19 protein-coding genes are annotated in these 22,320 nt (G+C 63.3%); 7 read left to right on the top strand and 12 right to left on the bottom strand.

Annotated features, from left to right (window positions below):
• Window positions 1-3: 3 nt before the first annotated feature.
• From ACSQ3L_RS17475 to hemP, 4 genes are all read right to left on the bottom strand, one after another.
• On the bottom strand, window positions 4-1,101 hold the full coding sequence (locus ACSQ3L_RS17475; RefSeq protein ID WP_436161085.1) for a FecCD family ABC transporter permease: 1,098 nt from the start codon (window positions 1,099-1,101) through the stop codon (window positions 4-6).
• An 11-nt stretch (window positions 1,102-1,112) separates the two neighbouring features.
• Complete coding sequence (locus ACSQ3L_RS17470; protein ID WP_436161084.1) at window positions 1,113-1,979, bottom strand: heme/hemin ABC transporter substrate-binding protein; 867 nt, start codon at window positions 1,977-1,979, stop codon at window positions 1,113-1,115.
• A gap of 71 nt (window positions 1,980-2,050) precedes the next feature.
• Window positions 2,051-3,106, bottom strand: coding sequence for a hemin-degrading factor (locus tag ACSQ3L_RS17465; RefSeq protein ID WP_436161083.1), 1,056 nt, complete (start codon window positions 3,104-3,106; stop codon window positions 2,051-2,053).
• 124 nt (window positions 3,107-3,230) lie between these two features.
• Entirely contained in the window at window positions 3,231-3,437 is a 207-nt protein-coding gene (hemP, locus tag ACSQ3L_RS17460; protein WP_436161082.1) for a hemin uptake protein HemP, read from the bottom strand.
• 198 nt (window positions 3,438-3,635) lie between these two features.
• Between hemP and ACSQ3L_RS17455 the strand changes: the two genes are divergently transcribed.
• The 4 genes from ACSQ3L_RS17455 (at window position 3,636) to ACSQ3L_RS17440 (ending at window position 7,745) form a co-directional block, all read left to right on the top strand.
• Complete coding sequence (locus tag ACSQ3L_RS17455; RefSeq protein WP_436161081.1) at window positions 3,636-5,813, top strand: TonB-dependent hemoglobin/transferrin/lactoferrin family receptor; 2,178 nt, start codon at window positions 3,636-3,638, stop codon at window positions 5,811-5,813.
• A 5-nt stretch (window positions 5,814-5,818) separates the two neighbouring features.
• On the top strand, window positions 5,819-6,256 hold the full coding sequence (locus tag ACSQ3L_RS17450) for a hypothetical protein (RefSeq protein ID WP_436161080.1): 438 nt from the start codon (window positions 5,819-5,821) through the stop codon (window positions 6,254-6,256).
• Between the two features lie 85 nt (window positions 6,257-6,341).
• Window positions 6,342-7,364 (top strand): TonB family protein, encoded by a 1,023-nt coding sequence (locus ACSQ3L_RS17445; RefSeq protein ID WP_436161079.1) that lies wholly within the window; start codon window positions 6,342-6,344, stop codon window positions 7,362-7,364.
• A 66-nt stretch (window positions 7,365-7,430) separates the two neighbouring features.
• On the top strand, window positions 7,431-7,745 hold the full coding sequence (locus ACSQ3L_RS17440) for an antibiotic biosynthesis monooxygenase family protein (RefSeq protein ID WP_436161078.1): 315 nt from the start codon (window positions 7,431-7,433) through the stop codon (window positions 7,743-7,745).
• Window positions 7,746-7,757: 12 nt separating this feature from the next.
• On the opposite strand, the gene putA is transcribed toward ACSQ3L_RS17440, so the two are convergent.
• On the bottom strand, window positions 7,758-11,369 hold the full coding sequence (gene putA / locus ACSQ3L_RS17435) for a bifunctional proline dehydrogenase/L-glutamate gamma-semialdehyde dehydrogenase PutA (protein ID WP_436161077.1): 3,612 nt from the start codon (window positions 11,367-11,369) through the stop codon (window positions 7,758-7,760).
• A 163-nt stretch (window positions 11,370-11,532) separates the two neighbouring features.
• Here putA and ACSQ3L_RS17430 point away from each other — a divergent pair, with 163 nt between their 5' ends.
• Window positions 11,533-11,985, top strand: coding sequence for an Lrp/AsnC family transcriptional regulator (locus ACSQ3L_RS17430; RefSeq protein ID WP_436161076.1), 453 nt, complete (start codon window positions 11,533-11,535; stop codon window positions 11,983-11,985).
• A 1-nt stretch (window position 11,986) separates the two neighbouring features.
• Here ACSQ3L_RS17430 and ACSQ3L_RS17425 read toward each other — a convergent pair whose 3' ends face one another.
• From ACSQ3L_RS17425 to ACSQ3L_RS17410, 4 genes are read right to left on the bottom strand one after another with little or no spacing between them, the layout of a single operon-like run.
• Window positions 11,987-12,301, bottom strand: a complete 315-nt coding sequence (locus tag ACSQ3L_RS17425) for a helix-turn-helix domain-containing protein (RefSeq protein WP_436161075.1) — start codon at window positions 12,299-12,301, stop codon at window positions 11,987-11,989.
• Window positions 12,298-12,621: a type II toxin-antitoxin system RelE/ParE family toxin gene (locus tag ACSQ3L_RS17420; RefSeq protein WP_436161074.1), complete on the bottom strand. Its 324-nt coding sequence runs from the start codon at window positions 12,619-12,621 to the stop codon at window positions 12,298-12,300. The genes ACSQ3L_RS17425 and ACSQ3L_RS17420 overlap by 4 nt, the downstream gene beginning before the upstream one ends.
• Before the next feature lie 56 nt (window positions 12,622-12,677).
• Window positions 12,678-13,877: a cytochrome-c peroxidase gene (locus ACSQ3L_RS17415; protein ID WP_436161073.1), complete on the bottom strand. Its 1,200-nt coding sequence runs from the start codon at window positions 13,875-13,877 to the stop codon at window positions 12,678-12,680.
• A gap of 7 nt (window positions 13,878-13,884) precedes the next feature.
• Window positions 13,885-14,334 (bottom strand): FixH family protein, encoded by a 450-nt coding sequence (locus ACSQ3L_RS17410; RefSeq protein ID WP_436163471.1) that lies wholly within the window; start codon window positions 14,332-14,334, stop codon window positions 13,885-13,887.
• Between the two features lie 151 nt (window positions 14,335-14,485).
• On the opposite strand from ACSQ3L_RS17410, the gene ACSQ3L_RS17405 reads away from it, so the two are divergent.
• A complete protein-coding gene (locus ACSQ3L_RS17405) occupies window positions 14,486-15,406 on the top strand; it encodes a sugar kinase (protein ID WP_436163470.1) in 921 nt (306 codons plus the stop codon).
• Here the strand turns inward: ACSQ3L_RS17405 and ACSQ3L_RS17400 are convergent.
• The 3 genes from ACSQ3L_RS17400 to ACSQ3L_RS17390 form a co-directional block, all read right to left on the bottom strand.
• A complete protein-coding gene (locus tag ACSQ3L_RS17400; RefSeq protein WP_436161072.1) occupies window positions 15,403-16,425 on the bottom strand; it encodes an aldose epimerase family protein in 1,023 nt (340 codons plus the stop codon). The two genes, ACSQ3L_RS17405 and ACSQ3L_RS17400, sit on opposite strands and share 4 nt — an antisense overlap.
• A 91-nt stretch (window positions 16,426-16,516) precedes the next feature.
• Complete coding sequence (locus ACSQ3L_RS17395) at window positions 16,517-17,974, bottom strand: NAD-dependent succinate-semialdehyde dehydrogenase (RefSeq protein WP_436161071.1); 1,458 nt, start codon at window positions 17,972-17,974, stop codon at window positions 16,517-16,519.
• Between the two features lie 192 nt (window positions 17,975-18,166).
• Window positions 18,167-19,117, bottom strand: coding sequence for an AEC family transporter (locus ACSQ3L_RS17390; RefSeq protein ID WP_436161070.1), 951 nt, complete (start codon window positions 19,115-19,117; stop codon window positions 18,167-18,169).
• A gap of 145 nt (window positions 19,118-19,262) precedes the next feature.
• Between ACSQ3L_RS17390 and ACSQ3L_RS17385 the strand changes: the two genes are divergently transcribed.
• Window positions 19,263-22,283 carry a caspase family protein gene (locus tag ACSQ3L_RS17385; RefSeq protein ID WP_436161069.1) on the top strand — a complete coding sequence of 1,007 codons (3,021 nt, stop codon included), beginning with the start codon at window positions 19,263-19,265 and terminating at the stop codon, window positions 22,281-22,283.
• Window positions 22,284-22,320 lie beyond the last annotated feature (37 nt).

Raw genomic sequence — 22,320 nt, 5'->3', positions numbered from 1 at the left:
GCCTCATAAATCGACGACGCCGCGCTTGCGCAGCAGGATCCAAAGGAAGAACGGCGCGCCTGTTATCGCGGTGACGATGCCGATCGGCAATTCGGCCGGCGCAACGATGGTGCGCGCGACCGCATCGGCCAGAAGCAGCAGCGAGGCACCGAGCAGCGCCGAAGCGGGCAGCAGATAACGATTGTCGGGGCCGATCAGCAGGCGCAGCAGATGCGGCACCACGATGCCGACGAAGCCGATGCCGCCACTGACGGCGACGGACGCGCCGACCGCCGCCGAGACGCCGACAATGGCCGTGTATTTCAGCCGCTGCACCGGAATGCCGAGATGGCCGGCGGTCGCCTCGCCCAGCGCCAGTGCGTTGAGGCCGCGTGCCAGGAACGGCATCGCCGCCAGCGCCAGCACGATGATCGGCCCGACCGAAGCGATCTTCGCCCAGGTCGCGCCGCCGAGCGATCCGAGCTGCCAGAAGGTCAGGTCGCGCAACTGTCGATCATCGGCCATGAAGATCAGGATGCCGGTCAGCGCCATGGCGAGCGCTGCCAACGCGATGCCGGCGAGAAGCATGGTGGCGACCGAGGTTTGCCCCCGCCGCGTCGCGACCTGATAAAGCACCAGAGTCGTTGCCAGCCCGCCGCAGAATGCTGCCAGCGGCAGTGCAAGCGTGCCGAGTAGGGCTGTCACCGGAGCCAATATTGTGGTGCCGAGCACGATGACGGCAACCGCGCCGAGGCTGGAGCCAGCCGAAACGCCGATCAGGCCGGGGTCGGCCAGCGGATTGCGGAACAGTCCCTGCATGACCGCACCGGAGACCGCTAGCGCCGCGCCGACCAGCATGCCGAGGATGATGCGCGGCAAGCGGATGTCGTAGACGATCAGGCTGTCGCGGGCGCTCAGCACGGCGTCATCAGGCACTGTGCCGAACAGCCAGCCGCCAATGACGTTGATGGCCGATGCATCCGACGCCCCCGATGTCAGTGACAGAAAAACGGCAGCCGCTAGCCCCAGGCACAGCAGAAGAATGACGATGCGGGCGCGGCCCGACCGGTCGCCTTCGGATGCGCTCGCCATCACTGGGCCGGCGATCGATTGATCGACCATGATCCGCCCGCTCAGTCCGTGACCTGCCCGCCATAAAGCGAGACGGCAAGGTCGTGGATGGCATCGGCCGTGCGTGGCCCGAAGCCGAGCAGATAGGCGCCGTCGATGCGGATCAGCTTGCGCGCCGTTCCGGCCGGCGTCGAGGCGATCGACGGATTGCCGAACAGTTCGTCGTCCGATACCGGAGGCCCGGCATTGCTCATCATCAGGATCACGTCCGGCCTGGCGGTTATGATCGCCTCGTCGGACATTTGCTTGTAGCCGGAAAAGCCCTCAACGGCATTGACCCCGCCGGCCAGCTTGACCATGCCGTCGGCGGCGGTGTCGCTGCCGGCCGCCAGGATCTTGCCGCCCTGTACTGACAGCACGAACAGGATGCGCTTGCGCTCCTTGATCGACGCGGTCTGCTTCTCGGCGGCCGTGAGTTTGGCATCAAGCTGCTTGGCGAGCAGCTCGGCCTTGGCATCGACGCCGAGCGCCTTGCCGACGATGCGGACCTTCTCGAGGACGCCTTCGTGGCTATAGTGCTCGGGCACCTCGATGAACGGGACGCTCGCCTTCTTCAGGACATCGACGGCTTCCTTGGGACCGCTGCCATGCAGCGCCAGGATGCCGGTCGGGTTGACCGAGAGCACGCCTTCCGGTGACAGCGCGCGCATGTAGCCGACATCGGGCAGCTCAAGCGCCGCCTTTGGGTACCGGCTGGTGGAATCGCGAGCCACCAGATGCTTCTCCTCGCCGAGCGCATAGACGATCTCGGTGATCGAGCCGCCAATGGCCGCGATCTTCGAGGGATCGGCAAACACAGCCGTCCCTTCGGTGGCGTTGGCAGGCTGCAGCGCAACGAAAGCCAGGGAAAGACCGATCGCCGGCCCCATTACCGATCTTAAGATGGGCGCCAAGCCGAGGACAGGCGCTCGTCTGAAAAAGGAAATCATGGCTATAATCCTCAGGTCGGGCTTGGGATGCGCGGCAGGTTTTCGGCCAGGAACCGCCAGTCGTCACGCTCGCTTTCGCCCTCATGACGCTTGCCGAAGAACTGGATGATCATCTTGCCGTCGGCATCATAGACTTCGAGCGAGGTGACATGACCGTCCTTGGTCGGCTTGCGCACGGCCCAGACCTCGTGGATGTGGTCGGTTCGCAGGTGTAAATGGAAGGTTTCGTCCAGCACATTGATCCATGGTCCCATCGGCTTGATGGATTTGATCGGGCCGGAATGGATCTGGATGCAGCCGCGGTTTCCGACAAAGCACATGATCGGCATTTCGCCCTCCGCGGCGTGATGGAACATGGCCCGGACGGCGTCATTGTCGAGCAGCCAGGCATAGTCCTGGCCGACCATGCGCACTGCCTGCCGGCGGCTGAGTTTCAGCGTCTTCAGCATGCCGAAGAACTGGTGCACGTCGGTCAGCCGGCTCCAGCGGTCGCGCAGATCGTCGAGATTGGCGGTCGCTTCGTCACCGCGGACCTCGTCATCCGGGAGCGGCCCTGAAATGTCGACCGTCGGCCCCTGATTGGACGATTCGAGCGCAGCGACCAGCTTCTGATAGGCATAAAGGCTGGAGGCCGGCCGCAGATGCACCTTGTGCACGGCCTCGCCGGCCGCATCGAAGAACTGCAAGCTGCGGCGGATTTCGTCGCCATCGCGCTTTTCCACGGCAAAGCCGTGCGCCCAGACTTTCGGGAAGATGCGCAGGTCGATGTTTTCGCCGAGCACCATGGCATTGTGATTGCCGGTGACGACCTTGTCATAGACGCCGATCTTTTCGTGCACCGCGCTCTCGTTGCGGGTCAGCGCCATGACCTCGCCGACGGCCTCGAGGCCGGTCAGAAGATCGTTGACGCGTGGCTCGACGCGCACGACGCCGTCGCCGCAATGGGCTGCGACCAGTTCGGCCTCCGAAATGCCGAGCTGGGCAGCCAGATCGCGCTCGCGCGTCTTCGGATTGTCTGTCCGTGCCCGCCGGATTTCATGCGGGGCGGGTTTTACGCGCTGGTCCATGTTTCGTCCCTGTCGCCTAGAGCAATTCCAGGAAAAGTGTGAAACGGTTTTCCGTCCGGAATTGCGTTAAAACAAAGAGATAGAGCGGTTCGGCGTTTCCGTGAAACGGTGAACCGCTCTTGTCTTACTTGTTGAGAATGAGCTTGCCCTGGCGGGTAATCTTCAGTCGGTAGAGCGCGCCATGATGCTCGATGCCGATCTCATGTTCACCCTGGAACAGGGTGTTGCTGGACAGGGTTCGCACCGCCAGCGGAACCCGGTCGAAACGGGCGGAGGCATCGTCGGAACGGCGGACGCGATGGCGAAAGTCGTTGGGATTGTGGGTGTTCATCTGGATCGATCCCTTTCCTGTGCCGGGCGTCTGGCTAGGCGTTGCGTAATCCGATTCATTTCTTGACTTGAATAATCATGTTTACTAGTCAGTGCAATACCGGATTAAATTAGTCAAGATTTAAGACGCCGGACACGATCAAAAATGCCAGCCAGCCCCGGGCCAGCCAGCATGAAACCTGGACTTTGGAGTTGGGGCATGGGGTTGGTGAATTGGGAATGGCGCGGCCGGTCGGCGGCGAACGGCGCGGCGGCTTTGCTGGCAAGCGTGGCGGCGATCGCCTTGTCGGCGCAACTGGCCAACGCTCAGCAGGCGGCGAAGCCGGCGGATCAAACGAAGAAGGCTGACGAGGAAAAGGCCGCACCAGCGGGAGCAACGCTGCTCGACCAGATCCTCGTCGTCAGCCGCACCGGCGAGACCGCGATCGAATCGCTGGCATCGACCAGCCATGTCGACCAGGAACAGCTCGACCGCCGCATGGCGACGACGCCGAACGAGATGCTGCTCGGCGTGCCAGGTGTCGCCGCGCAGGCGGACGCCAGGCGCGTCAGCACCAGCATCAACATCCGCGGCCTGCAGGACTTTGGCCGCGTCGCCGTCATCGTCGACGGCGCCCGCCAGAATTTCCAGCGTTCCGACCACGGCACGCAATCGACATTCTACATCGACCCCGAACTCGTCAAATCCGTCGATGTGATCCGCGGCCCCGTCGCCAACACCTACGGTTCGGGCGCCATCGGCGGCGTCGTCTTCTTCGACACCAAAGATGCGGCGGATTTTCTCAAGCCGGACGAGACATGGGCTGGCTCAGTCACGGGGCGCTATGAGAGCAACGGCAAGGGTTGGACATCAAGCGCATCCGGCGCCTACCGCCTCAACGAGAATTGGGACGCGCTCGGCAACATCGTCTACCGCAACTATGACGACTACAAGGATGGCGGCGGCGACACGGTCAAGGGCACCGGCTTCGACGTGCTCAGCGGCCTGCTCAAGACCACCATCCGCCCGACTGACAACAGCGAGCTGAAGCTCGGTTGGGTCGGCTCAAGCGACGGCTGGAACGAGATTAGCGGCGGCGTGCCGGTCAATGACGTCGACCTGAAGTCGAACACCTTCACGGCGCGCTACAACATCACGGATGAGGACAAGAGCTGGCTCGATCTCCACATCAACACCTCCTACAACAAGACCAATCTCGACCTGACCAGCCTTGTAGCTCAGAAGCGGTTCAACCCTGTCACCGGCCTGCCGATTGTCTTGCCGGCGGGATCGCAGTCGACATTCGACGTCGGCACGACCGGCATCGACATCTGGAATACGTCCCGCTTCGAAACGAGTGGGATCGCGCATGAACTGACCTACGGCGGCGATTGGGTCGGCGATAACGTCAAGACCGGCGGTGCGGCGGGTGGCGACAGCTTCTACACGCCGTCAGGCAAGCGCAATGTCTCCGGCGCTTATGTGCAGGATAAGCTCACCTGGGATTGGCTCGAAGTTATCGCTGGTCTCCGCTACGACAGCTACAGCCTCAAGGATGACACCCACGACATCTCTGGCGATAGGGTATCGCCGCGCATCACCGTCGGCGTCTCCCCGTTCGAATCGGCAGGTCTTGCCGGCCTTCAGTTCTATGGCACCTATGCCGAGGGCTATCGCTCGCCGTCGATAGCCGAGACGCTGATCAGCGGCAATCACCCGGCAGGCGTCAGCTTCCCGTTCCTGCCCAATCCCAATCTGCGGCCCGAGACCGGCAAGACGACCGAATTCGGCGTCAACTACAAGCAGAACGACATTCTGGAGGCTGGCGACGCGTTCCGTCTCAAGGCGGCCTATTTCAACAACGATGTCGACGACTACATCGATGGCGTGACGCTGTCGGCATTCGACCCGACCAGCGGCTGCCCGTTCGGCCCAGGGATCCCGATCTGCTTCCAATATCAGAACTTCGCAAAGGCCAAGATCAACGGCTTCGAGATGGAAGGTGTTTACGACGCGGCGTGGGGCTATGCCGGACTTTCGGCCTCTATCATCAACGGTCACACCATATCGTATGAAGGCGAGAGAGCGGACCTCGCCACAATCCCCTCCTCCCAGGTCACCGCGCAGCTCGGCCTGCGCTTCCTCGAGGACAAGCTGACTGTCGGCGGCGAGGTGCAATACAATGGCAAGCCGAAGGGCAATACGGTGGCCAAGAACTACACGCTGGTCAATGCCTTCGCCAGCTATCAGGCGACCGACAATTTGAAGATTGATTTCCGTGCCGACAACCTGTTCGATGTCAAATACGCCAACCCGCTCAACGGCAGCACGACAGTTGCGGTCTATGAGCCCGGCGTCACCTTGAAGCTGGCGGCAACGATGCGGTTTGGAGGCTGATGACCATGAGGAGCTTGACGACATCCCTTCGTCTGCTGACTTCGACGCTGGCGATGTCACTTGCGATGGTTCCGGCGTGGGCACAAGAATCCGCGCCGGTCCTCACCCTCGAACTCAACGCTGCGCAACCTTCCGACAAGGGTTGCCGCCTGACTTTCGTGGTCAACAACAATCTCGGCGCCGACCTGTCCAAGGCGGCGTTCGAGATCGCCCTGTTCAACGAGGCCGGCGTCGTCGACCGGCTGACCGTGCTCGACTTCAAGGAATTGCCTGCCGGCAAGACCAAGGTGACGCGCTTTGATCTGGCCGGCACCGAATGTGCGAAGGTCAGCCGCGTTCTGATCAACAGCGCGACCGAATGCACCGGCACCGGCATCGAACCGAATGCCTGCATGCGCAAGCTGAAGACGGGCACCAAGACCGGTATCGCTTTCGGCGTCTGAGGTGGGGCTGCATCCCGCATTCCTGCAAAACACTGTGGCGTGGCCGATCGCCGGCTCCCACACGTTTGGACCAAGCGATCTTGATTTGACAATTCTGGTCGTGTCACTGCAGGTCTCGCCGCGAGACATGCAGGATATCAGCCCCCTCCCAGACGCCGGCGCAGAGCTGGCCATAAAACCAGCCGAGCCGCTTGCGCTGCCGCGGCCATCGGCCTGGAACCGCAAATGGACGGCAGCGATCGTCATCTCCTGCCTGCTCCACGCCGCGGTGGCGGCGGCCTTCCTGATCTCGCCCTCGGGAATCTCCAGTTTCCCGGACGCGATGCAGTCGGAAGGCAGCGATCAGTCCGGCACCAAGGTGGTCGGCAGCGCGCTGGACAAGGACCCGGCGGCAATAAATGTCGCGCTGGTGCCGAACCCGCAACCGGCCAAACCACAGCCGGCAACGCCGCCCAAGCCGTCGCCGCCAACGGAACCTTCTCAACCAGCCAGGGAAGCGGCAAAGCCGCCGCTCAAGCCTTTGCCGGAACCTGTCAAACAGCAGGCGGTCACCCCGGACATATTGGTGGCCGGCGCCCCCCGCTCCGATGACCAGAGCGTGGCTCCCAAGGCCGAAACGCCCGCACAGCCGACGGTTCAGCCTCAGAGCACCGAGGCGCCTGTGGCCGTTCCGGAGCAGCCGCCGATTCCCAGCGCCAGGCCAACTCCGGCAGCCGCCCCAGGAACTGCAAGCGAACAATACGAAAAGCGCGGCACAGCGGACGGCCACGAGATAAAAGCGGCAATTGCCAGCAAAGGCAGAAAACAAACCGATGCCGGCAACGCGGCAGCGTCTCGCTATAGCGGCGAGGTGGCCGGCAAATTGGCTCGCGCCAATCGCCGCGTTTCGAAAGCGGCGCAAACGACAGCCCGCAACAACGCAATGGTGGCATTTGTGGTGCTGGCCAATGGAAACATCAGCGACTTGCAGCTTGCCAAAAGCTCAGGCTCTCCGGAGCTCGATCAATTCGCGTTGGAGCTGGTGCGAAAACAGGCACCTTTCCCTCCCATTCCGCCGGAGACCGGACTGTTGAGCTGGCGCTTCAAAGCGCCAATCGGCCCGTTCTGAGCCTCCGTCGCCCCGTTACTCCATCCGTCGATCGTCAAAGTTCAAAACCGCATGAAAGGAACCACCATGTACATCGCCATGAACCGCTTCAAGGTGCAGATCGGCTCGGAGAACGATTTCGAAGCTGTGTGGAAGAACCGTGACTCCAGCCTCGCGGAGATGAAAGGGTTTCGGGAATTTCATCTGCTGCGCGGCCCGGTCAACGAGACCGAAGGCTACACGCTGTTTGCCTCGCACACGGTGTGGGCGAGCCACGCTGATTTCGTCGCCTGGACTAAATCGGAGAATTTTCGGGCCGCCCATAGAAATGTCGGCACGACAAAAGTCCACTATCTCGGCCACCCCCAGTTCGAGGGTTTTTCGGTCGTCGAAGGCGCGTAGCGATTGGCCGGATCAAGCTCCGGCCAGCAGGCTCGCATTGCCACCGGCGGCCGTGGTGTCGACGCAGACCGCACGCTCATGCGCATAGGCGGCCGGGTTCAGCACCTCGCTGACCAGCGGCACGATCGGGCCGGAGCGGTCGGCGATGACCTTGCGCACGATGCGTGCGGCCTCGGGCGTGCCGGAAAAGGCAACGACATCGACGCGCAGCGAGCGTGCTTCGACAGGATCCGGCCGACCGTCGATGGCGGCCAGCGGCAGGCCCTTGCCGGTCAGCGCGGAGAGTGCTGCCGGCGCACCCGGCGCAACGGCCAGCACCGCGTTGCCGGCAGCAAGCGCCTGGATCGTCTGCGCGAGCAGCGTATCGCCATCAGGGCCAAGGCACAGCACCCGTCCGCGTGACGACAGGGAGAGTGTGTTGGCCTCGCCTGTCGGCCCGGGCAGGTCGACCTGGCCGAAGTCGATGCCGGCGGCGGCACCAATGGCCGCGGCACCCTTGCCGCGCAAATGCTTCCTCAGAATGGCGATGCGGTCCGGGCGCGTCGACCAGCCGCCAAGTGTGGGATCGGGCAGATTGTCGGCAAGTTCGGTCGCCGTCACCTTATGGCCATCCTGCAAATGCGTGCCGGCCTCCGGCCCCTTGCGGAAGCGCCTGAGATAGTGCGGGCCGCCGGCCTTGGGTCCGGTGCCGGAAAGCCCCTCGCCGCCAAACGGCTGTGAGCCGACTACAGCGCCGATCTGGTTGCGGTTGACGTAGATGTTGCCGGCATGGATGCCGTCGACGAAATGCTGCACGCGGCCCTCTATGCGGGTGTGCAGGCCAAAGGTCAGGCCATAGCCCTTGCGGTTGATCGCGGCGATGACCGCATCGATGTCGTCGGCGTCAAAGGTGGCGACATGCAGCACCGGCCCGAACACTTCGCGCTCCATGTCTTCGATGCCCTTGACCCGGAAGACGTGTGGCGCGACGAAGCGACCCTCCTTGGGTGCTTCGAGCTTGGCAATGAGCCGGCCCTGCAGGCCCATTTTCGTGCAATACTCGCGGATCGAAGCCTGCGCCTCGTCGTCGATGACCGGGCCGACATCGGTCGAAATCCGCCAGGGATCGCCGATGCTGAGCGCTTCCATGGCGCCCTTCAGCATCTCCAGCATCTTCTTCTCGACGTCCTTCTGCACATAGAGAACGCGCAGCGCCGAGCAGCGCTGGCCGGCACTCTGGAAAGCCGAGGCCAGGATGTCGCGCACCGCCTGCTCGGGTAGTGCGGTGGAATCGACGATCATCGCGTTGAGACCGCCGGTCTCGGCGATCAGCATGGCGTCGGGCGCGGCCGTCTCGGCCAACTGCTTCTCGATCAGCTTGGCAACCTCGGTCGAGCCGGTGAAGCAGACGCCGGCAATGCGCGGATCTGATGTCAGCGGGCCGCCGACCGATGGGCCGTCTCCAGGCAGAAGCTGGATGACATCTTCCGGCACGCCGGCCTCGCGCAGCAATTCGACGGCCCGAAAGGCGATCAGCGGTGTCTGCTCGGCCGGCTTGGCGATCACCGAATTGCCGGTGACAAGTGCGGCGGCGATCTGGCCGGTGAAGATGGCGAGCGGGAAATTCCACGGCGAAATGCAGACGATGGCGCCGCGCGCTTGCGTACCCGCCTCCGCATTGGCCGCCTCGGTGGCGTAGTAGCGCAGAAAGTCGACGGCCTCTCGCACCTCGGCGACGCCATCGGCCAACGATTTGCCGGCCTCCCGTGTGGCGAGCGCGAAGAACTCGACCGCATTCGCCTCATAGAGATCGGCGGCGCGGTTGAGGATCGCCGCGCGCTCGGCCACGGGACGCTTTGCCCAGGCCGGCTGCGCTTCCACCGCAAAGCGCACGGCCGTCGCGACTTGCTTGGCAGCGGCTTCGCTGACCGTGCCGACCACTTCGGAAGGCTTTGCCGGGTTGACGATCGGACGCTGCTTGTCGTAGCCGGCGGCACGGGTGATCGGCTTGGCGTGCCAACGATCCGGCCCGGCGAAGGCGGCCTTGGCCTCGTCGATCGTAGCCAGCGTCACCGTGTCGGTGATGTCAAAACCCCTGGAATTGCGTCGGCTAGCGCCAAAAATCTGGGAAGGCCGGGCAATCGCCGGATTGGCGGCCGGACCCTGGGTCTCGACCGTTTCGAGCGGATCACACGCAATGTCCTCCGGCTCGACATCCTCATCGGTCAGTTGATGCACGAAGGAGGAATTGGCGCCGTTCTCCAGCAGCCGGCGAACCAGATAGGCAAGCAGATCGGAATGCGCGCCGACCGGTGCATAGATGCGGCAGCGCGTGCCTTCGGACCGTCGCACCGTCTCATGCAGCGCCTCGCCCATGCCGTGCAGGCGCTGGAACTCGAAGGAATCGCGATTGTCCGCCATCGACAGGATGGCGGCGACGGTGTGGGCATTATGGGTGGCGAATTGCGGATAGATGCGGTCGGTCATCGACAGCAGCTTTTTCGCGCAAGCTATGTAGGAAACGTCGGTGTTGGCCTTGCGGGTGAAGACGGGATAGCCCGACAGTCCGAGCGTCTGCGCCCGCTTGATCTCGGTGTCCCAATAGGCACCCTTGACCAGCCGCACCATGATGTTGCGGTCGTATTTCCTGGCCAGCGCGTAGAGCCAGTCGATGGCGAAGGCCGCGCGTGGCCCATACGCCTGCACCACCACACCAAAACCGTTCCAGCCGGCCAGCTCCGGCTCGGCCAGCACGCGTTCGATAACGTCGAGCGACAGATCGAGACGGTCGGCTTCCTCGGCATCGATGTTGAGGCCCATGCGCGAATGGCGCGCGGCAAGCGCCAGCGACAAGAGCCGCTCGGCCATCACAGGCAGCATCTCGTCCTTCTGCGCCACCTCGTAGCGCGGATGCAGCGCCGAAAGCTTGACCGAAATTCCGTGGTTTTGCCTGATATCGGGACCGTTGGAGCCGGAATCGAGCGACGAAATCGCGTCGGCATAGGCCTTGTGATAGCGCAAGGCGTCGGCCTCGGTGCGGGCCGCCTCGCCCAGCATGTCGAAGGAATAGAGATAACCCTTCTGCGTCATCGGACGGCCGCGCTTGACGGCTTCCGCGATGGTGCGGCCGAGCACGAACTGCTCGCCCATTTCGCGCATGGCGGCGGCCACCGCCTTGCGGATGACCGGCTCGCCCAGCCGCCGCACCATCGAGCGCAGCGTGCCTTCGATGCCGCCTTCGCCTTCGTCGAGGACGCGGCCGGTCAGCATCAGCGCCCAGGTCGAGGCGTTGACGAAGATCGAGCTCGAGCCACCCGAATGCGCCGACCAGTCGTGCGGCGCGATCTTGTCGGCGATGAGATCATCCATGGTCTCGGTGTCGGGCACCCTCAACAGCGCCTCCGCCAGGCACATCAGCGCCACGCCTTCCTTGGTGGAGAGGCCGTAGGCAGAGAGGAAGACCTCCATCAGCCTCGGATCCGACGAACCGCGCACCGCCCGCACCAGATCGGCGGCGCGAGCCGAGATCGCCTTGCGGTCTTTCCCGGAAAGCCCCGTCGCTTCGGCCAGTCGCTTTACGGCCTGGTCTTCGTCGGGCAGGTAGTTGGCGCGGATCTGCTGGCGGATGGCATCAAGCGCTGGCATGGCGGTCCCATGGATCGAGCAAAGGGGATCGGGCCGGCGGCCGCCGGACCGAATGGCGCAAGCTAGCACAGGTGTGAAATTTCGGCCGGTCCGAAGAAATCGACATGGCAGGTCATTCGATCTATCATGGCGGCCCAAACCTGGCATATGGGCTGCACTTTCGATGATCGAAGACCAATTGGACCGCATCGACAGGAATATCCTGTCGGCGCTGGCAAGCGATGGCCGGCTTTCGATGTCCGAACTGGCGGCAAGGGTCGGCCTGTCGAAGACACCGGTGCAGGCACGCGTGAAGCGGCTGGAGAAGGACGGATACATCAGGGGCTACCAGGCGATCATCGACCGCGAGCGCATGGGCGAAGGTCATGTCGCTTTCGTCCAGGTGAAATTGTCCGACACCCGATCCGCCGCACTCGACGCCTTCAATCGGTCCGTACAGGCCGTGCCGGAGATCGAACAGTGCCACATGATGGCGTCGAGCTTCGATTATCTGCTGAAAGTCCGCACCAGGGATATCGCCGCCTATCGCCGCGTGCTCGGCGAGCGCATCTCGGCCCTGCCCCACGTCGCCCAGACCTCGACCTTCGTGGCGATGGAAACGGTGAAGGATCGGTAGATCAATGACCGGTGCGCGACTTCGGCTTCGAAGACTCGAAGCTGATGCGGAGCTTCGAGCCTGTCGCCTTGGCGAAACGCTGCAATGTTCGGGTCGAAGGCATGTTTCGACCACTCTCCAAGCGGGCAATCACGGCCTGTGTCGTTCCCATGGCGACGGCGACCTCTTCCTGAGTCATGTCGGCTTCACCCCGGGCCTTGATCAAAGCTTCGGCGATCGCGAACTCTTCCTCCAACGCTTCGTATTCGGCAACGAATTCCGGGTCCTTGAACCAGTCCTTGGCGACGTCCTCAACGGGGATTGTTTTCCGGCTCATAGAACCTCCTTTGCTCGCTTAAGAGCCAATTCGATTTCGCTTCGTGGCGTCTTCTGAGTCTTCTTGGCAAACACTCGCACCACTACCACACGGCGTTCGGCCGCGGTCACGTAGACCGCACGAGCGATGCCATCCCGGCCCTTCATGCGCATTTCCCAAAGCCTGCCTTCCAAGTGCTTAGCGTATGGCTCGTGGACTTTCTGCAGGCCGTGCGCCTCGATCAGGCGCGATATCCTCAGAAAGCTGGCCAAGATATCTTTCGGTTGAGCCTCAAGCTCCTGTCTCACCTCGCTATTGAGAAATACGACCGACCAGCTCATCGACCTAGATATACCTTTTTTGCAATATCTTTCAATCGCCGATATAGTCGGCAACGTCACTCCGCCAGCGTCTTCAGAAAAGCCACCAGCGCCGCGCGCTCGCGATCCGACAGCTCCAGCGGATGAACCTCTGACACCCCTTCGACGCTGGGGGCGGCCTTCGCATAGTGCGCCACCACCTCGTCGAGCGTCGAAAACTGCCCGGCGTGCATGTAGGGCGGCCGCGTTGCGGCTCCGCGCAGCGACGGCGTCTTGTAGGCGCGAACAAGTTCCGGCGCGGACTTGACCATGAACCGTAGTTCGCCGCAGGCGCCGGCATCGCCATCGCGATAGGCGCCGAAGCAGTTGAATGGATCGGCTTCGACCTGTGCCACGGCATCGATACGGCCGCGATCTGGCGGCAGGCCGGCAACGGGCGGCACGCCGGTGTTGTGAAAGCTGTTGTCGGTGAAGCGCGGGCCGTCGTGACAGGTCACGCAATTGGCCTTGCCGATGAACAGTTTCAGCCCAAGGATTTCCTGCTTGGAAAAGACGGCATCGCCTTTCGGCTCGGCGCCGGTGGCGAGATCCAGCGCAAAACGGTCGAAGCGCGTCGGCACCGGCTCGATCGAGCGTTCGAAAGCGGCGATCGCCTTGCCGATATTGGCGAAGACACCGTTGATGGCGTCGCGCTGCGCGCCGCTCATGGCATTCCAGGCTGCCTTCTCGGCATCGTTTCCAAGTGGGCTGGCATTCAACGGCATGCCGGAAAAATCGGGCAGCGGCCCGAAGATGCGCTCATAGCGTTCGCCGAAGCGCGCTTTGATGTAGTGCGCGTAGGCAGCGCGGTTTCCCGCCTGCTCCAGCGGGTTTTCGAGCGGCGTCAGTGCTTGCGCCCACAGGCTGTCGCGGCGGCCGTCCCAGAAGAACCAGGGATCGCGCGCCACGCCGGCCAGCGGCATTGTGCGCCGGTTGGTGTGGCCGACGCCGACCGCTTGCGGGAGGTCGTCCTGGAACTGGCGGTCGATCTTGTGGCAGGTCGAGCAGGACACCGTGGCGTTGCCACTCATGCCTTGGTCGAAGAACAGCGTCGAGCCGAGTGCTGCGGCTGCGGGCACGTCGGCAAAACGATTGGTGGTGTCGGGCTTGAGCGCCGGCAGCGACGACAGCGTCAGCGAGGCGATGGTCTTCTTTTCGGCGTCGGAAAAATCCGGCTTGCCGCACCCGGCAAGGATAACGGCCACCATCAGCGCCAGAAAACACGAAAGCCGCCTCATTTCTTGCTCACAGCACCACGTTGAAGAGCACCGTATCGGAGCCCGCGGTGGCCGAGATGGCGAAATGCAGCTGCCACCAGCCACTCATGGTGAATTTCACCCCTTCGATGCGATAACGTCCGTCGCCGAGATAGTCGGTCGCCTGCGGGCTGGTGGGCAGGCCGTGACTGTGCAGCGGCATGCCGCCGGAGATCGTGATCGCGGCTCCTTCCACCGGAGCTCCTGCCTTTGTCTTCAAGGTCAGCAGCCAGGATTGCAGTTCGCCCTGCCGCACAACGCCGCGTTCCGGTGCGAAGCTTGCCACGAACAGCCCGGCGGTGGTGTTCTTCGTCCGCGAGACATCCGGGCCGGCAGGCTGCACTGAGCGCGGCGCCGTCAGGTAGACGACCGCGAGAATGCCGACCAGCAACGCAGCCAGACCAAGACCTGCCAGAAGATAACGCCATATCGATGCCAAACCGGTTCCTTTTCTGCAGACAACGCTCTGCCGGACGGATCGCATCCCGCCAACCTGTGGGAAAACGCTGTGGCGGAAAAAACCCTGCTTGCCAAGCATGGCGCTGCCGATGGCAAAAAGCTACAGCACCGAGATCACTGGAGGATTGCAGATGGCGGGAAACGGCGTCGCCTCGATCGGCGAATGCATGCTCGAACTGTCGGGCCAGACGGGACCGAACTGGCGCATGGGTTTTGCCGGCGACACGTTCAACACGCTGTGGGCACTGCATGCGTTGAGCACTGAGCGACCGGCAACCTATGTCTCGGCCTTCGGCGACGACCCGTTCTCGCAAGGCCAGATCGATTTCTTCGCCGAAAACGGCATCGGCATCGGCTCCAGCCCGATCATACAGGGTGCGCGGCCCGGCCTCTATGCCATCACGCTGACCGGCGCCGAGCGTTCCTTCACTTATTGGCGTAGCGATGCCGCCGCGCGGCAGCTCGCCTCGGACCCGGCTGCGCTGTCGAAAAGCTTGGAAAATCAGGCGCTTGTCTATTTTTCCGGAATCACTTTGGCAATTCTGGACGATGCCGCGCGCGCCACGCTGCTGGGGGCCGTCGCCGAGGCGCGGGCGGCTGGTTCACTTGTCGCCTTCGACCCCAACTACCGGCCACGGCTCTGGCGCAGGCGCGAGGCAGCGCAGGCTGCGATCGTCGAAGCCCTTGCCGTCACTGATATCGCATTGCCGACCTTTCCCGACGAGCAGATGCTGTTTGAGGATGCAACGCCGCAAGCAACCGCTAAGCGGATCGGGAAACTGGTTGGCGAGGTCGTCGTCAAGAATGGCGAAGCGCCGGCGCTGATCGCCAAAGGAGGAACGCTGCGCGAAATGCCGGCGATCCATGTCGCTGCTCCCGCCGATACGACGGGCGCCGGCGATTCTTTCAACGGCGGCTATCTTGCGGCTCGACTTGCCGGCCATGAGCCGCAGGAAGCCGCGCGCCGTGCCCACCGCGTCGCCGCCGCCGTGGTGCAGGTACGCGGCGCGCTGGCACCTTTCGAGAGGTTGCGGGCCGCGTTCGAAGGCTAAGGTAACCGGAACCTGTATTCCGTCACGTGGTGGTAGATCGCGCCCGGCCACAGCGTTGCCTGCGGGAAATAGGGCCGGTTCGGCGCGTCCGGCCAAATCTGCGGCTCCAGGCAGAAGCCACAAAAGGCCTTATGGTTCCGCCCTTCCAGCCCGATGCGCGGTGTCACATACTGGCCGGTATAGAGCTGAACGCCCGGCTCCGTGGTCCATACTTCCATTTCGACACCGGAACTCGCCCCTTGGACCCACGCCGCCTGCTTGAGCGGCCCGCGTGCCGAGGCGAGGCAGAAATTCTGGTCGTAAGGCAGCTGTTCGCCCTCGGTCTCCATGCGCAGCGGCCGCGCCTGGCGGAAATCGAACGGCGTGCCGTCAACCGGCTTGACCACGCCGGTCGGGATCATGTCGCCGTCGACCGGCAGATAGGCACCGGCATTCAGCATCATCCTATGATCGAGAATGTCGCCGGCGCCGCCATCATCCAGGTTGAAATAGGAATGCTGGGTGAGATTGCACAGCGTCGGCTCCTCGCAGGTAGCGGTCAGCTCGACGCTGAGCGTGCCGGGGATCTTCAGCCGGTAGGTGCAGGTGACGTCGAGCGCGCCGGGAAAGCCCATCGTGCCGTCGGGATCGTGCAGCGTCAGCGTGACGAAATCCCTGCCATGCAAGGAAACCGTCCACGGCCGGTGGGAATAGCCCTGCGAGCCGCCATGCAGCGTATGCTTGCCGAGGAAGTTTTGCTCGGTCTGGTAGCGATTGCCGCCAATGGTGAAGCGGCCGTCGCGGATGCGGTTGGCATAGCGGCCGACGACGGCACCGAAGAAGGCCGTATCCGTCTCGTAGTCTTCCAGCCGGTCATAGCCGAGCACCAGCGGCGCATCGTGCCCGGTCAGGCGCAGATCCTGAATGATCGCTCCCAGCCCGATAATGTTGGCGGTGATCCCGCCGCCCCTGATCGTGAAGCGACGCACCGGCTCGCCTGCCTGCGTCGTGCCGAAAACCTCGCCGTCCTTCATCGCCATGCCCGTAAATGCCAGTTGATCCAGAGGAGTTCGGCTGGTTTTCCGTGAAAGATGGGCAGGCCATCGGCCTCCCCATCCCAGGGATAGTCTATCAGAGGCCGAGGCCGCCGATGCAGACATATTTGGTATCGAGGTAATCCTCGATGCCCTGATGTCCGCCTTCCTTGCCGAGACCTGATTCCTTGACGCCGCCGAACGGCGCTTCCGGCGTGGTGATGAGGCCTTCATTGACGCCGACCATGCCGTATTTCAGCCCTTCCATGACACGGAAGGCGCGGCCGAGATCGCCGGTGTAGAAATAGCAGGCGAGGCCAAATTCGGTGTCGTTGGCGAGCGCGATGGCTTCCTCTTCGGTCTCGAACTTGAACACCGGTGCTACCGGCCCAAAGATCTCTTCCTTCATGAAGCGCATCTTCGGCGTCGCGTTGGCGATGACCGTCGGCTGGAAGAACGAACCGCCGAGCGCATGGCGCTTGCCGCCGGCGACGATCTTGCCGCCCTTGGCAGTGGCGTCGGCGATCAGTTCCTCGACCTTCTCGACCGCCTTCTCGTCGATCAGCGGCCCCTGCTGCACACCGTCCTCGAGGCCGGACCCGACCTTCAGCCCGTTGCTGGCAGCGGCGAGCTTCTCGACGAACTTGTCATAAACCCCAGCCTGGACGAGGAAGCGGTTGGTGCAGACGCAGGTCTGGCCGGAATTGCGGTACTTGGCGGTGATCGCACCGGCGACGGCACGCTCGAGGTCGGCGTCATCGAAGACGATAAACGGCGCGTTGCCGCCGAGCTCCATCGACACCTTCTTGACGGTGACCGACGACTTCTGGATGAGAAGCTTGCCGACCTCGGTCGAGCCGGTAAAGGTGATCTTCGACACCAGCGGATTTGCACAGATCTCGTCACCGATCTCGCTGGCCGAACCGGTCAGGATGTTGACGACGCCCTTGGGGAAACCAACTTCCTCGGCCAGCGCGCCCCAGGCGAGACCTGAGTAAGGTGTCTGCGAGGCCGGCTTGACGACCGCGGTGCAGCCGGCGGCGAGTGCCGGGCCGAGCTTGCGGGCCAGCATCGAGGACGGGAAATTCCACGGCGTGATGGCGGCGATGACGCCGACCGGTTCCTTGGTCACCAGGATGCGGCGATCCGCCCACGGCGAAGGCACGACGTCGCCATAGGTACGGCGGCCTTCCTCGGCGAACCACAGGATGTAGGACGCGGCCGAACCGATCTCGCCCTTCGATTCGAACAGCGACTTGCCCTGCTCGATGGTCAGCAGTTCGGCCAGCACATCCTGGTTGTCCATCATCGCATCGTGCAGCTTGCGCAGCAGCTTCGAGCGCTCGAGCGCGGTGGTCTTGCGCCACGACTTGAAAGCGTCGGCGGCGGCTTCGATGGCGCGGCGGGTCTCGGCCTTGCCCGATTTCGGCACGGTGCCGATCTTGAGGCCGGTGGCCGGGTTGTTGACATCGACCGTCTGGCCGCTGTCGGCCTGCACCCATTCACCGTTGATGAGATTGGCCTGCCGCATGAAATGGCTGGTTTTCTGAAGCATGGTCTATCCTCCGTTCGGCGCACTGACGGGCCGGTCTGTGAAGTCTTCGGTGAGCGTGCGTCATGGACTGAAGCCGGCACGCCGGAGCCAATGCTCTTTACCTAGGGCAAGGCCCGCAAGCAATCGCAAGATGGCATATAGGGCTTGGGCCAGAGCGAGACGAGAGCAGCTGGCGTGCTTACCCCCGATGCCTTACCCGAAAACATGCAAGACGACAGTCAGCCAGAAGGCCGTGGTGACGGCCGCGCAGGCCGTGGCGATGGTCATCTGGTTCGACGCCAGTGCCTGGCCGGTGTTGAACTGCACCGCGATGAGATAGGAATTGATGCCGGATGGCAGCGCCGCCACCACGACCGCGACCTTGGCTGTCAGGGGCGGCAGGCCCAGCAGCCAGACAAAGGCGAGAACCAGCGCCGGCATCAGGAACAGCTTCAGCGCCGAAAGCGCCAGCGCCGGCCGGACATTGCCTGATATGCCGAAGCGGCGCAGGCTGAGGCCCATGGCAAACAGCGCCACCGGCCCGGCCGTGTCGGCCAGCGCATCGACCAGCCGCGAAGCAAGCTCGGGAAGCGGCACCCCGGTCATGCGCCAGGCGAGCCCGGCCAGAATGCCGATGATCAGCGGATTGAGGAACAGCCGTCTCAGAAAACTCCTGACGACACGCAGGGGATGGACGTGCTCGTCACCGCTTCGGCCGAACATTTCGAAGAGCACGATGGAAGCCATCATCATGATCGGCAGATGCACGGAGACCAGCAGCGACAGCACTTCGAAGCCGCTCGGGCCGAATATGCCAAGAATGAAGGGAGCACCGAGCAGCACGACATTGGAATAGGCCGACGACACGCCGCCGACGACGCCAGCGCGTGAATCGCGCCCGAAGACTCGCGTGGTGACGACATGGCCGGCGGCCCAGGTAATCGCCACGGCCGCGAAATAGGCGCCCCATAGCGACCAAGGCGCTACGCCATGGAAATCGGCATTCACCATCGTTTGGAACAACAGCAGTGGCATCGCCACGCTAATCGCGAAATCGGCTATGCCCTCGCCACTCGCCGGTTTCAAATAGCCGGTCCACCCGGCGAGATAGCCGAGCCCGACAAGGCTGAAGACGAAAAGGACGGTTTCGGTGAGCGGAGACATTTTTACCGTGGCTGGCGAGTTTCCCGTGATAGGCGAGCCACGGCCGCGGCGCAATCATGCCCGAATTTGATCATGCCCCAATTTAATCATGGTAGACTGGCAGCGTTATAGAGGGTTTGGATATCAGGGCGGACACCAACGGCAAATGGGCTTTGTCGGTACCTCGAAGCACAATCTATTTCGGCAGGTGTGGCTGACGGCTTTCGTCGCCGCATTGCTTTGCCTTGCCACGACAGCGCTTGCTCTTGCCGAAACGAAAAGCCTCAAAGGTGTGGCGCTGATCATCGGGCAGTCGAATTACGCGCACATCGCCGCCCTCCCCAACCCGGCCAACGACGCCCGCGACATGGCCAAGATGCTGACCGACCTCGGCTTCGACGCCCGCAACGTCACCGATCGTGATGCCACGAAGCTGAAGCGCGATCTGGAGCGTTTCACGGAAGATGCCGAAGGCGCCGATGTCGCGTTCATCTATTATTCCGGTCACGGCATCGAGGCCGGCGGCGAGAACTACCTGGTTCCGGTCGATGCCGACGTGTCATCGCTGAAAGATGCCGGCACCGCCCTTGTGCCGATATCCGCCGTCATGGACGCGTTGAAAACCACCGTGCCGGTGACGATCGTTCTGCTCGACGCCTGTCGCACCAACCCGTTCCCCGCGGACGCCGTGGTGCGGCGCACGCCGACCGCCTCCGCCTCGCCCATCGGTGCCGGCGGTCTGGAACCGGTGCGCGGCGCCAAGGCGCTCGGCAACGCGCCCGCGGCCGACGCAAGCCTGGGCACCGTGGTCGGCTTCGCCGCCGAGCCGGGCCGTCCGGCGCTCGATGGCGCCGCCGGCGAAAACAGCCCTTACGCATCCGCTCTTCTGCGCCACCTCGCGGCGATGAAGGGCACCGAGTTCGGCTCGGTCATGCGCATGGTAACCGAGGAGGTCTATCTCGACACCAAGGCAAAGCAGCGTCCCTGGGTCAATGAAAGCCTGCGCCGGCTGCTCTATTTCGGCGTCGCGCCGGCGGAACCGACCGGCGACGACGGCCTGATCACCGGCGAGCGGCGCCAGCTACTGTTGACGATTTCCGACTTGCCGGACCCGAAACGAGCGCAGGTGGAACTGGCCTCGCTGCAGGAAGGCGTGCCGCTTGATGCGCTCTATGGCGTGCTGAAGGCACTCGGGACGGAAAAAATCCCGGAGGATCCGTCCGACCTGCAAAAGGTGCTCGACGCCCAGGCCGAGCGCCTGAAGAAGATGATGTCCGAACGCGCCGCGCTGCGCACCGACGATCCGGAGATCAAGCGCCTCATCGCTTCCGCCGACAAGGCCATCGGCCAGGGCGCCATCGTGACGGCGCGCAAATTCCTCGACGATGCGGTCGGCCGGGTCGAGCAGACCAACGATGCGGTCGATCAAGCCGAGGATCTCGTCAAGCAGAAGCGCCTTGCCGACGCCGCGATCTACGCCAGGCGGGCCGATGCCTCTGGGCTGGTCTTCGACTACAAATCCGCCGCCGGCGACTACGCCAAGGCGTTTTCGCTGGCCGAAAAATGGGACGACAAGCTGCGCTGGAACTACAAGAACCAGGAAGCGGAGGCGCTGAACGCCTACGGCTACGCCACCGGCGACCTCGATGCGCTGCAGCACTCCATCGAGGCCTATCGTACCATCCTGAATTTCATCCCCAATGGTGAACAGAACCGCGATTGGGCGATCACCCGCAACAACATGGCGGTGGTGCTGCAGACCATCGGCGAGCGCGAGAGCGAGACCGCGCATCTCGAAGAAGCGGCTGGGATCTTTCGCGATTCGCTTATCGTCTTCGAGCGCGAGAAGGACGATCTCAACTGGGCCGCCGCGCAGAACAATCTGGCCAATGTGCTGTTGAAGATCGGAGAGCGCGAGAGCGACCCGAAGCGCCTGAATGAAGCGGTGGTGGCGATGCGTGCGACGCTCGAGAAACGCCCGCGCGAAAAAGTGCCGCTCGACTGGGCCGCTTCGCAGAACAATCTCGGCCTTGCACTCTATGCGCTTTCCGAACGCGAGGCCGCCGGCGAACATCTGGCGCAAGCCGAAGCGGCCTACCGGCTGGCGCTTGAGGAATACACCCGCGAAAAGGCACCGGTCGAATGGGCGATGGTCGAGAACAATCTCGGCAACACGCTGGTGTCGCTCGGCATTCAGCGCAACGAAAAGGCGAAGATAAACGAGGCGACCGACGCGTTCCGTGCCGCGCTCGAGGTGCGAACCCGGGAAACTTTCCCGGTCTCATGGGCAACCAGCCGGCTCAACCTCGGCAATGCGCTGAGTGGTGTCGCCCGCTACGATATGGGTACCGGCGCGCTCGAAGAGGCAGCGGCGGCCTATGGCGATGCGCTGACGGTGTTTACCCGGCAGCGTTTTCCGATGGACTGGGCGTCGGCGCAGAACAATCTCGGTTCGATCTACCAGACGCTTGGCCAGCGCACGCGCGATGCGGCCAAGCTGGAGCAATCGGTGAGCGCCTTCCAGGCCGCCCGGCAGGTCTATGTCAGACGGAAATTCCCCCTCGACTGGGCAATGAGCCACTACAATCTCGGCAATACGCTGCAGCTTCTTGGTGGGGTGACCGACAAGCCCGAACATTACAGCGAGGCAGTCAACGCCTACCGCGATGCCTTGCGCGAATACAAGCGCGAGACGAACCCGCGGCAATGGGCGCTGGCCCAGGCAGGCCTCGGATCGACGCTGCACTGGCTGAGCATGAGCAATGCCGACCCCAAAACCCTGCAGGATTCAATCGCCGCACGGCGGGCAGCACTCGAAGTGCTGACCATCGAAGCCACCCCCATCGATTGGGCCAACGCCCAGAACGGCATCGGCATGAGCCTGCTCAACCTCGGCAACCTCGAACGCACCGACAAATATCTCGGTGATGCCGAGGCCGCTTTCGCATCGACGTTGAAGGTGTTCACCCGCGAAGGCCAGCCCATGCAATGGGCCTTCGAACAGAACAATCTCGGTGACGTTCACTGGAACCGAGGCAGCTATGGCGGCGGCAAGGCCGAATATCAAAAGGCGATCGAATTCTTCGAGAATGCCAAGCAGGGCTTTACCGAAGCCGGCTACACAAGCCCCATCCCGCTCACCGACCGGAAGATAGATCTGGTGAAGAAGCAGATCGCCAAGAAGTAGAGCTCCAGCCGGCTGCGCCTTGTCTTTCGGCTGGCTT

The sequence above is a fragment of the Mesorhizobium sp. LjRoot246 genome, from assembly GCF_964254115.1.
In the GTDB taxonomy this organism is placed as follows: Bacteria; Pseudomonadota; Alphaproteobacteria; order Rhizobiales; family Rhizobiaceae; genus Mesorhizobium.
The sequence above is the reverse complement of the archived record's forward strand: the minus strand, read 5'-3'. Positions and strand labels throughout refer to the sequence as shown.

Excerpts from the sequence above, each read along its gene's own strand:
- ACSQ3L_RS17450 (WP_436161080.1), top strand. The coding sequence starts at position 5,819 with ATGAGGAGCTTGACGACATCCCTTCGTCTGCTGACTTCGACGCTGGCG.
- ACSQ3L_RS17420 (WP_436161074.1), bottom strand. The coding sequence starts at position 12,621 with ATGAGCTGGTCGGTCGTATTTCTCAATAGCGAGGTGAGACAGGAGCTT.
- ACSQ3L_RS17465 (WP_436161083.1), bottom strand. The coding sequence starts at position 3,106 with ATGGACCAGCGCGTAAAACCCGCCCCGCATGAAATCCGGCGGGCACGG.
- ACSQ3L_RS17400 (WP_436161072.1), bottom strand. The coding sequence starts at position 16,425 with ATGGCGATGAAGGACGGCGAGGTTTTCGGCACGACGCAGGCAGGCGAG.
- ACSQ3L_RS17430 (WP_436161076.1), top strand. The coding sequence starts at position 11,533 with ATGATCGAAGACCAATTGGACCGCATCGACAGGAATATCCTGTCGGCG.
- ACSQ3L_RS17440 (WP_436161078.1), top strand. The coding sequence starts at position 7,431 with ATGTACATCGCCATGAACCGCTTCAAGGTGCAGATCGGCTCGGAGAAC.
- ACSQ3L_RS17390 (WP_436161070.1), bottom strand. The coding sequence starts at position 19,117 with ATGTCTCCGCTCACCGAAACCGTCCTTTTCGTCTTCAGCCTTGTCGGG.
- ACSQ3L_RS17475 (WP_436161085.1), bottom strand. The coding sequence starts at position 1,101 with ATGGTCGATCAATCGATCGCCGGCCCAGTGATGGCGAGCGCATCCGAA.
- ACSQ3L_RS17425 (WP_436161075.1), bottom strand. The coding sequence starts at position 12,301 with ATGAGCCGGAAAACAATCCCCGTTGAGGACGTCGCCAAGGACTGGTTC.
- ACSQ3L_RS17415 (WP_436161073.1), bottom strand. The coding sequence starts at position 13,877 with ATGAGGCGGCTTTCGTGTTTTCTGGCGCTGATGGTGGCCGTTATCCTT.
- ACSQ3L_RS17455 (WP_436161081.1), top strand. The coding sequence starts at position 3,636 with ATGGGGTTGGTGAATTGGGAATGGCGCGGCCGGTCGGCGGCGAACGGC.
- ACSQ3L_RS17470 (WP_436161084.1), bottom strand. The coding sequence starts at position 1,979 with ATGGGGCCGGCGATCGGTCTTTCCCTGGCTTTCGTTGCGCTGCAGCCT.
- ACSQ3L_RS17395 (WP_436161071.1), bottom strand. The coding sequence starts at position 17,974 with ATGCTTCAGAAAACCAGCCATTTCATGCGGCAGGCCAATCTCATCAAC.
- putA (WP_436161077.1), bottom strand. The coding sequence starts at position 11,369 with ATGCCAGCGCTTGATGCCATCCGCCAGCAGATCCGCGCCAACTACCTG.
- ACSQ3L_RS17405 (WP_436163470.1), top strand. The coding sequence starts at position 14,486 with ATGGCGGGAAACGGCGTCGCCTCGATCGGCGAATGCATGCTCGAACTG.
- hemP (WP_436161082.1), bottom strand. The coding sequence starts at position 3,437 with ATGAACACCCACAATCCCAACGACTTTCGCCATCGCGTCCGCCGTTCC.
- ACSQ3L_RS17385 (WP_436161069.1), top strand. The coding sequence starts at position 19,263 with ATGGGCTTTGTCGGTACCTCGAAGCACAATCTATTTCGGCAGGTGTGG.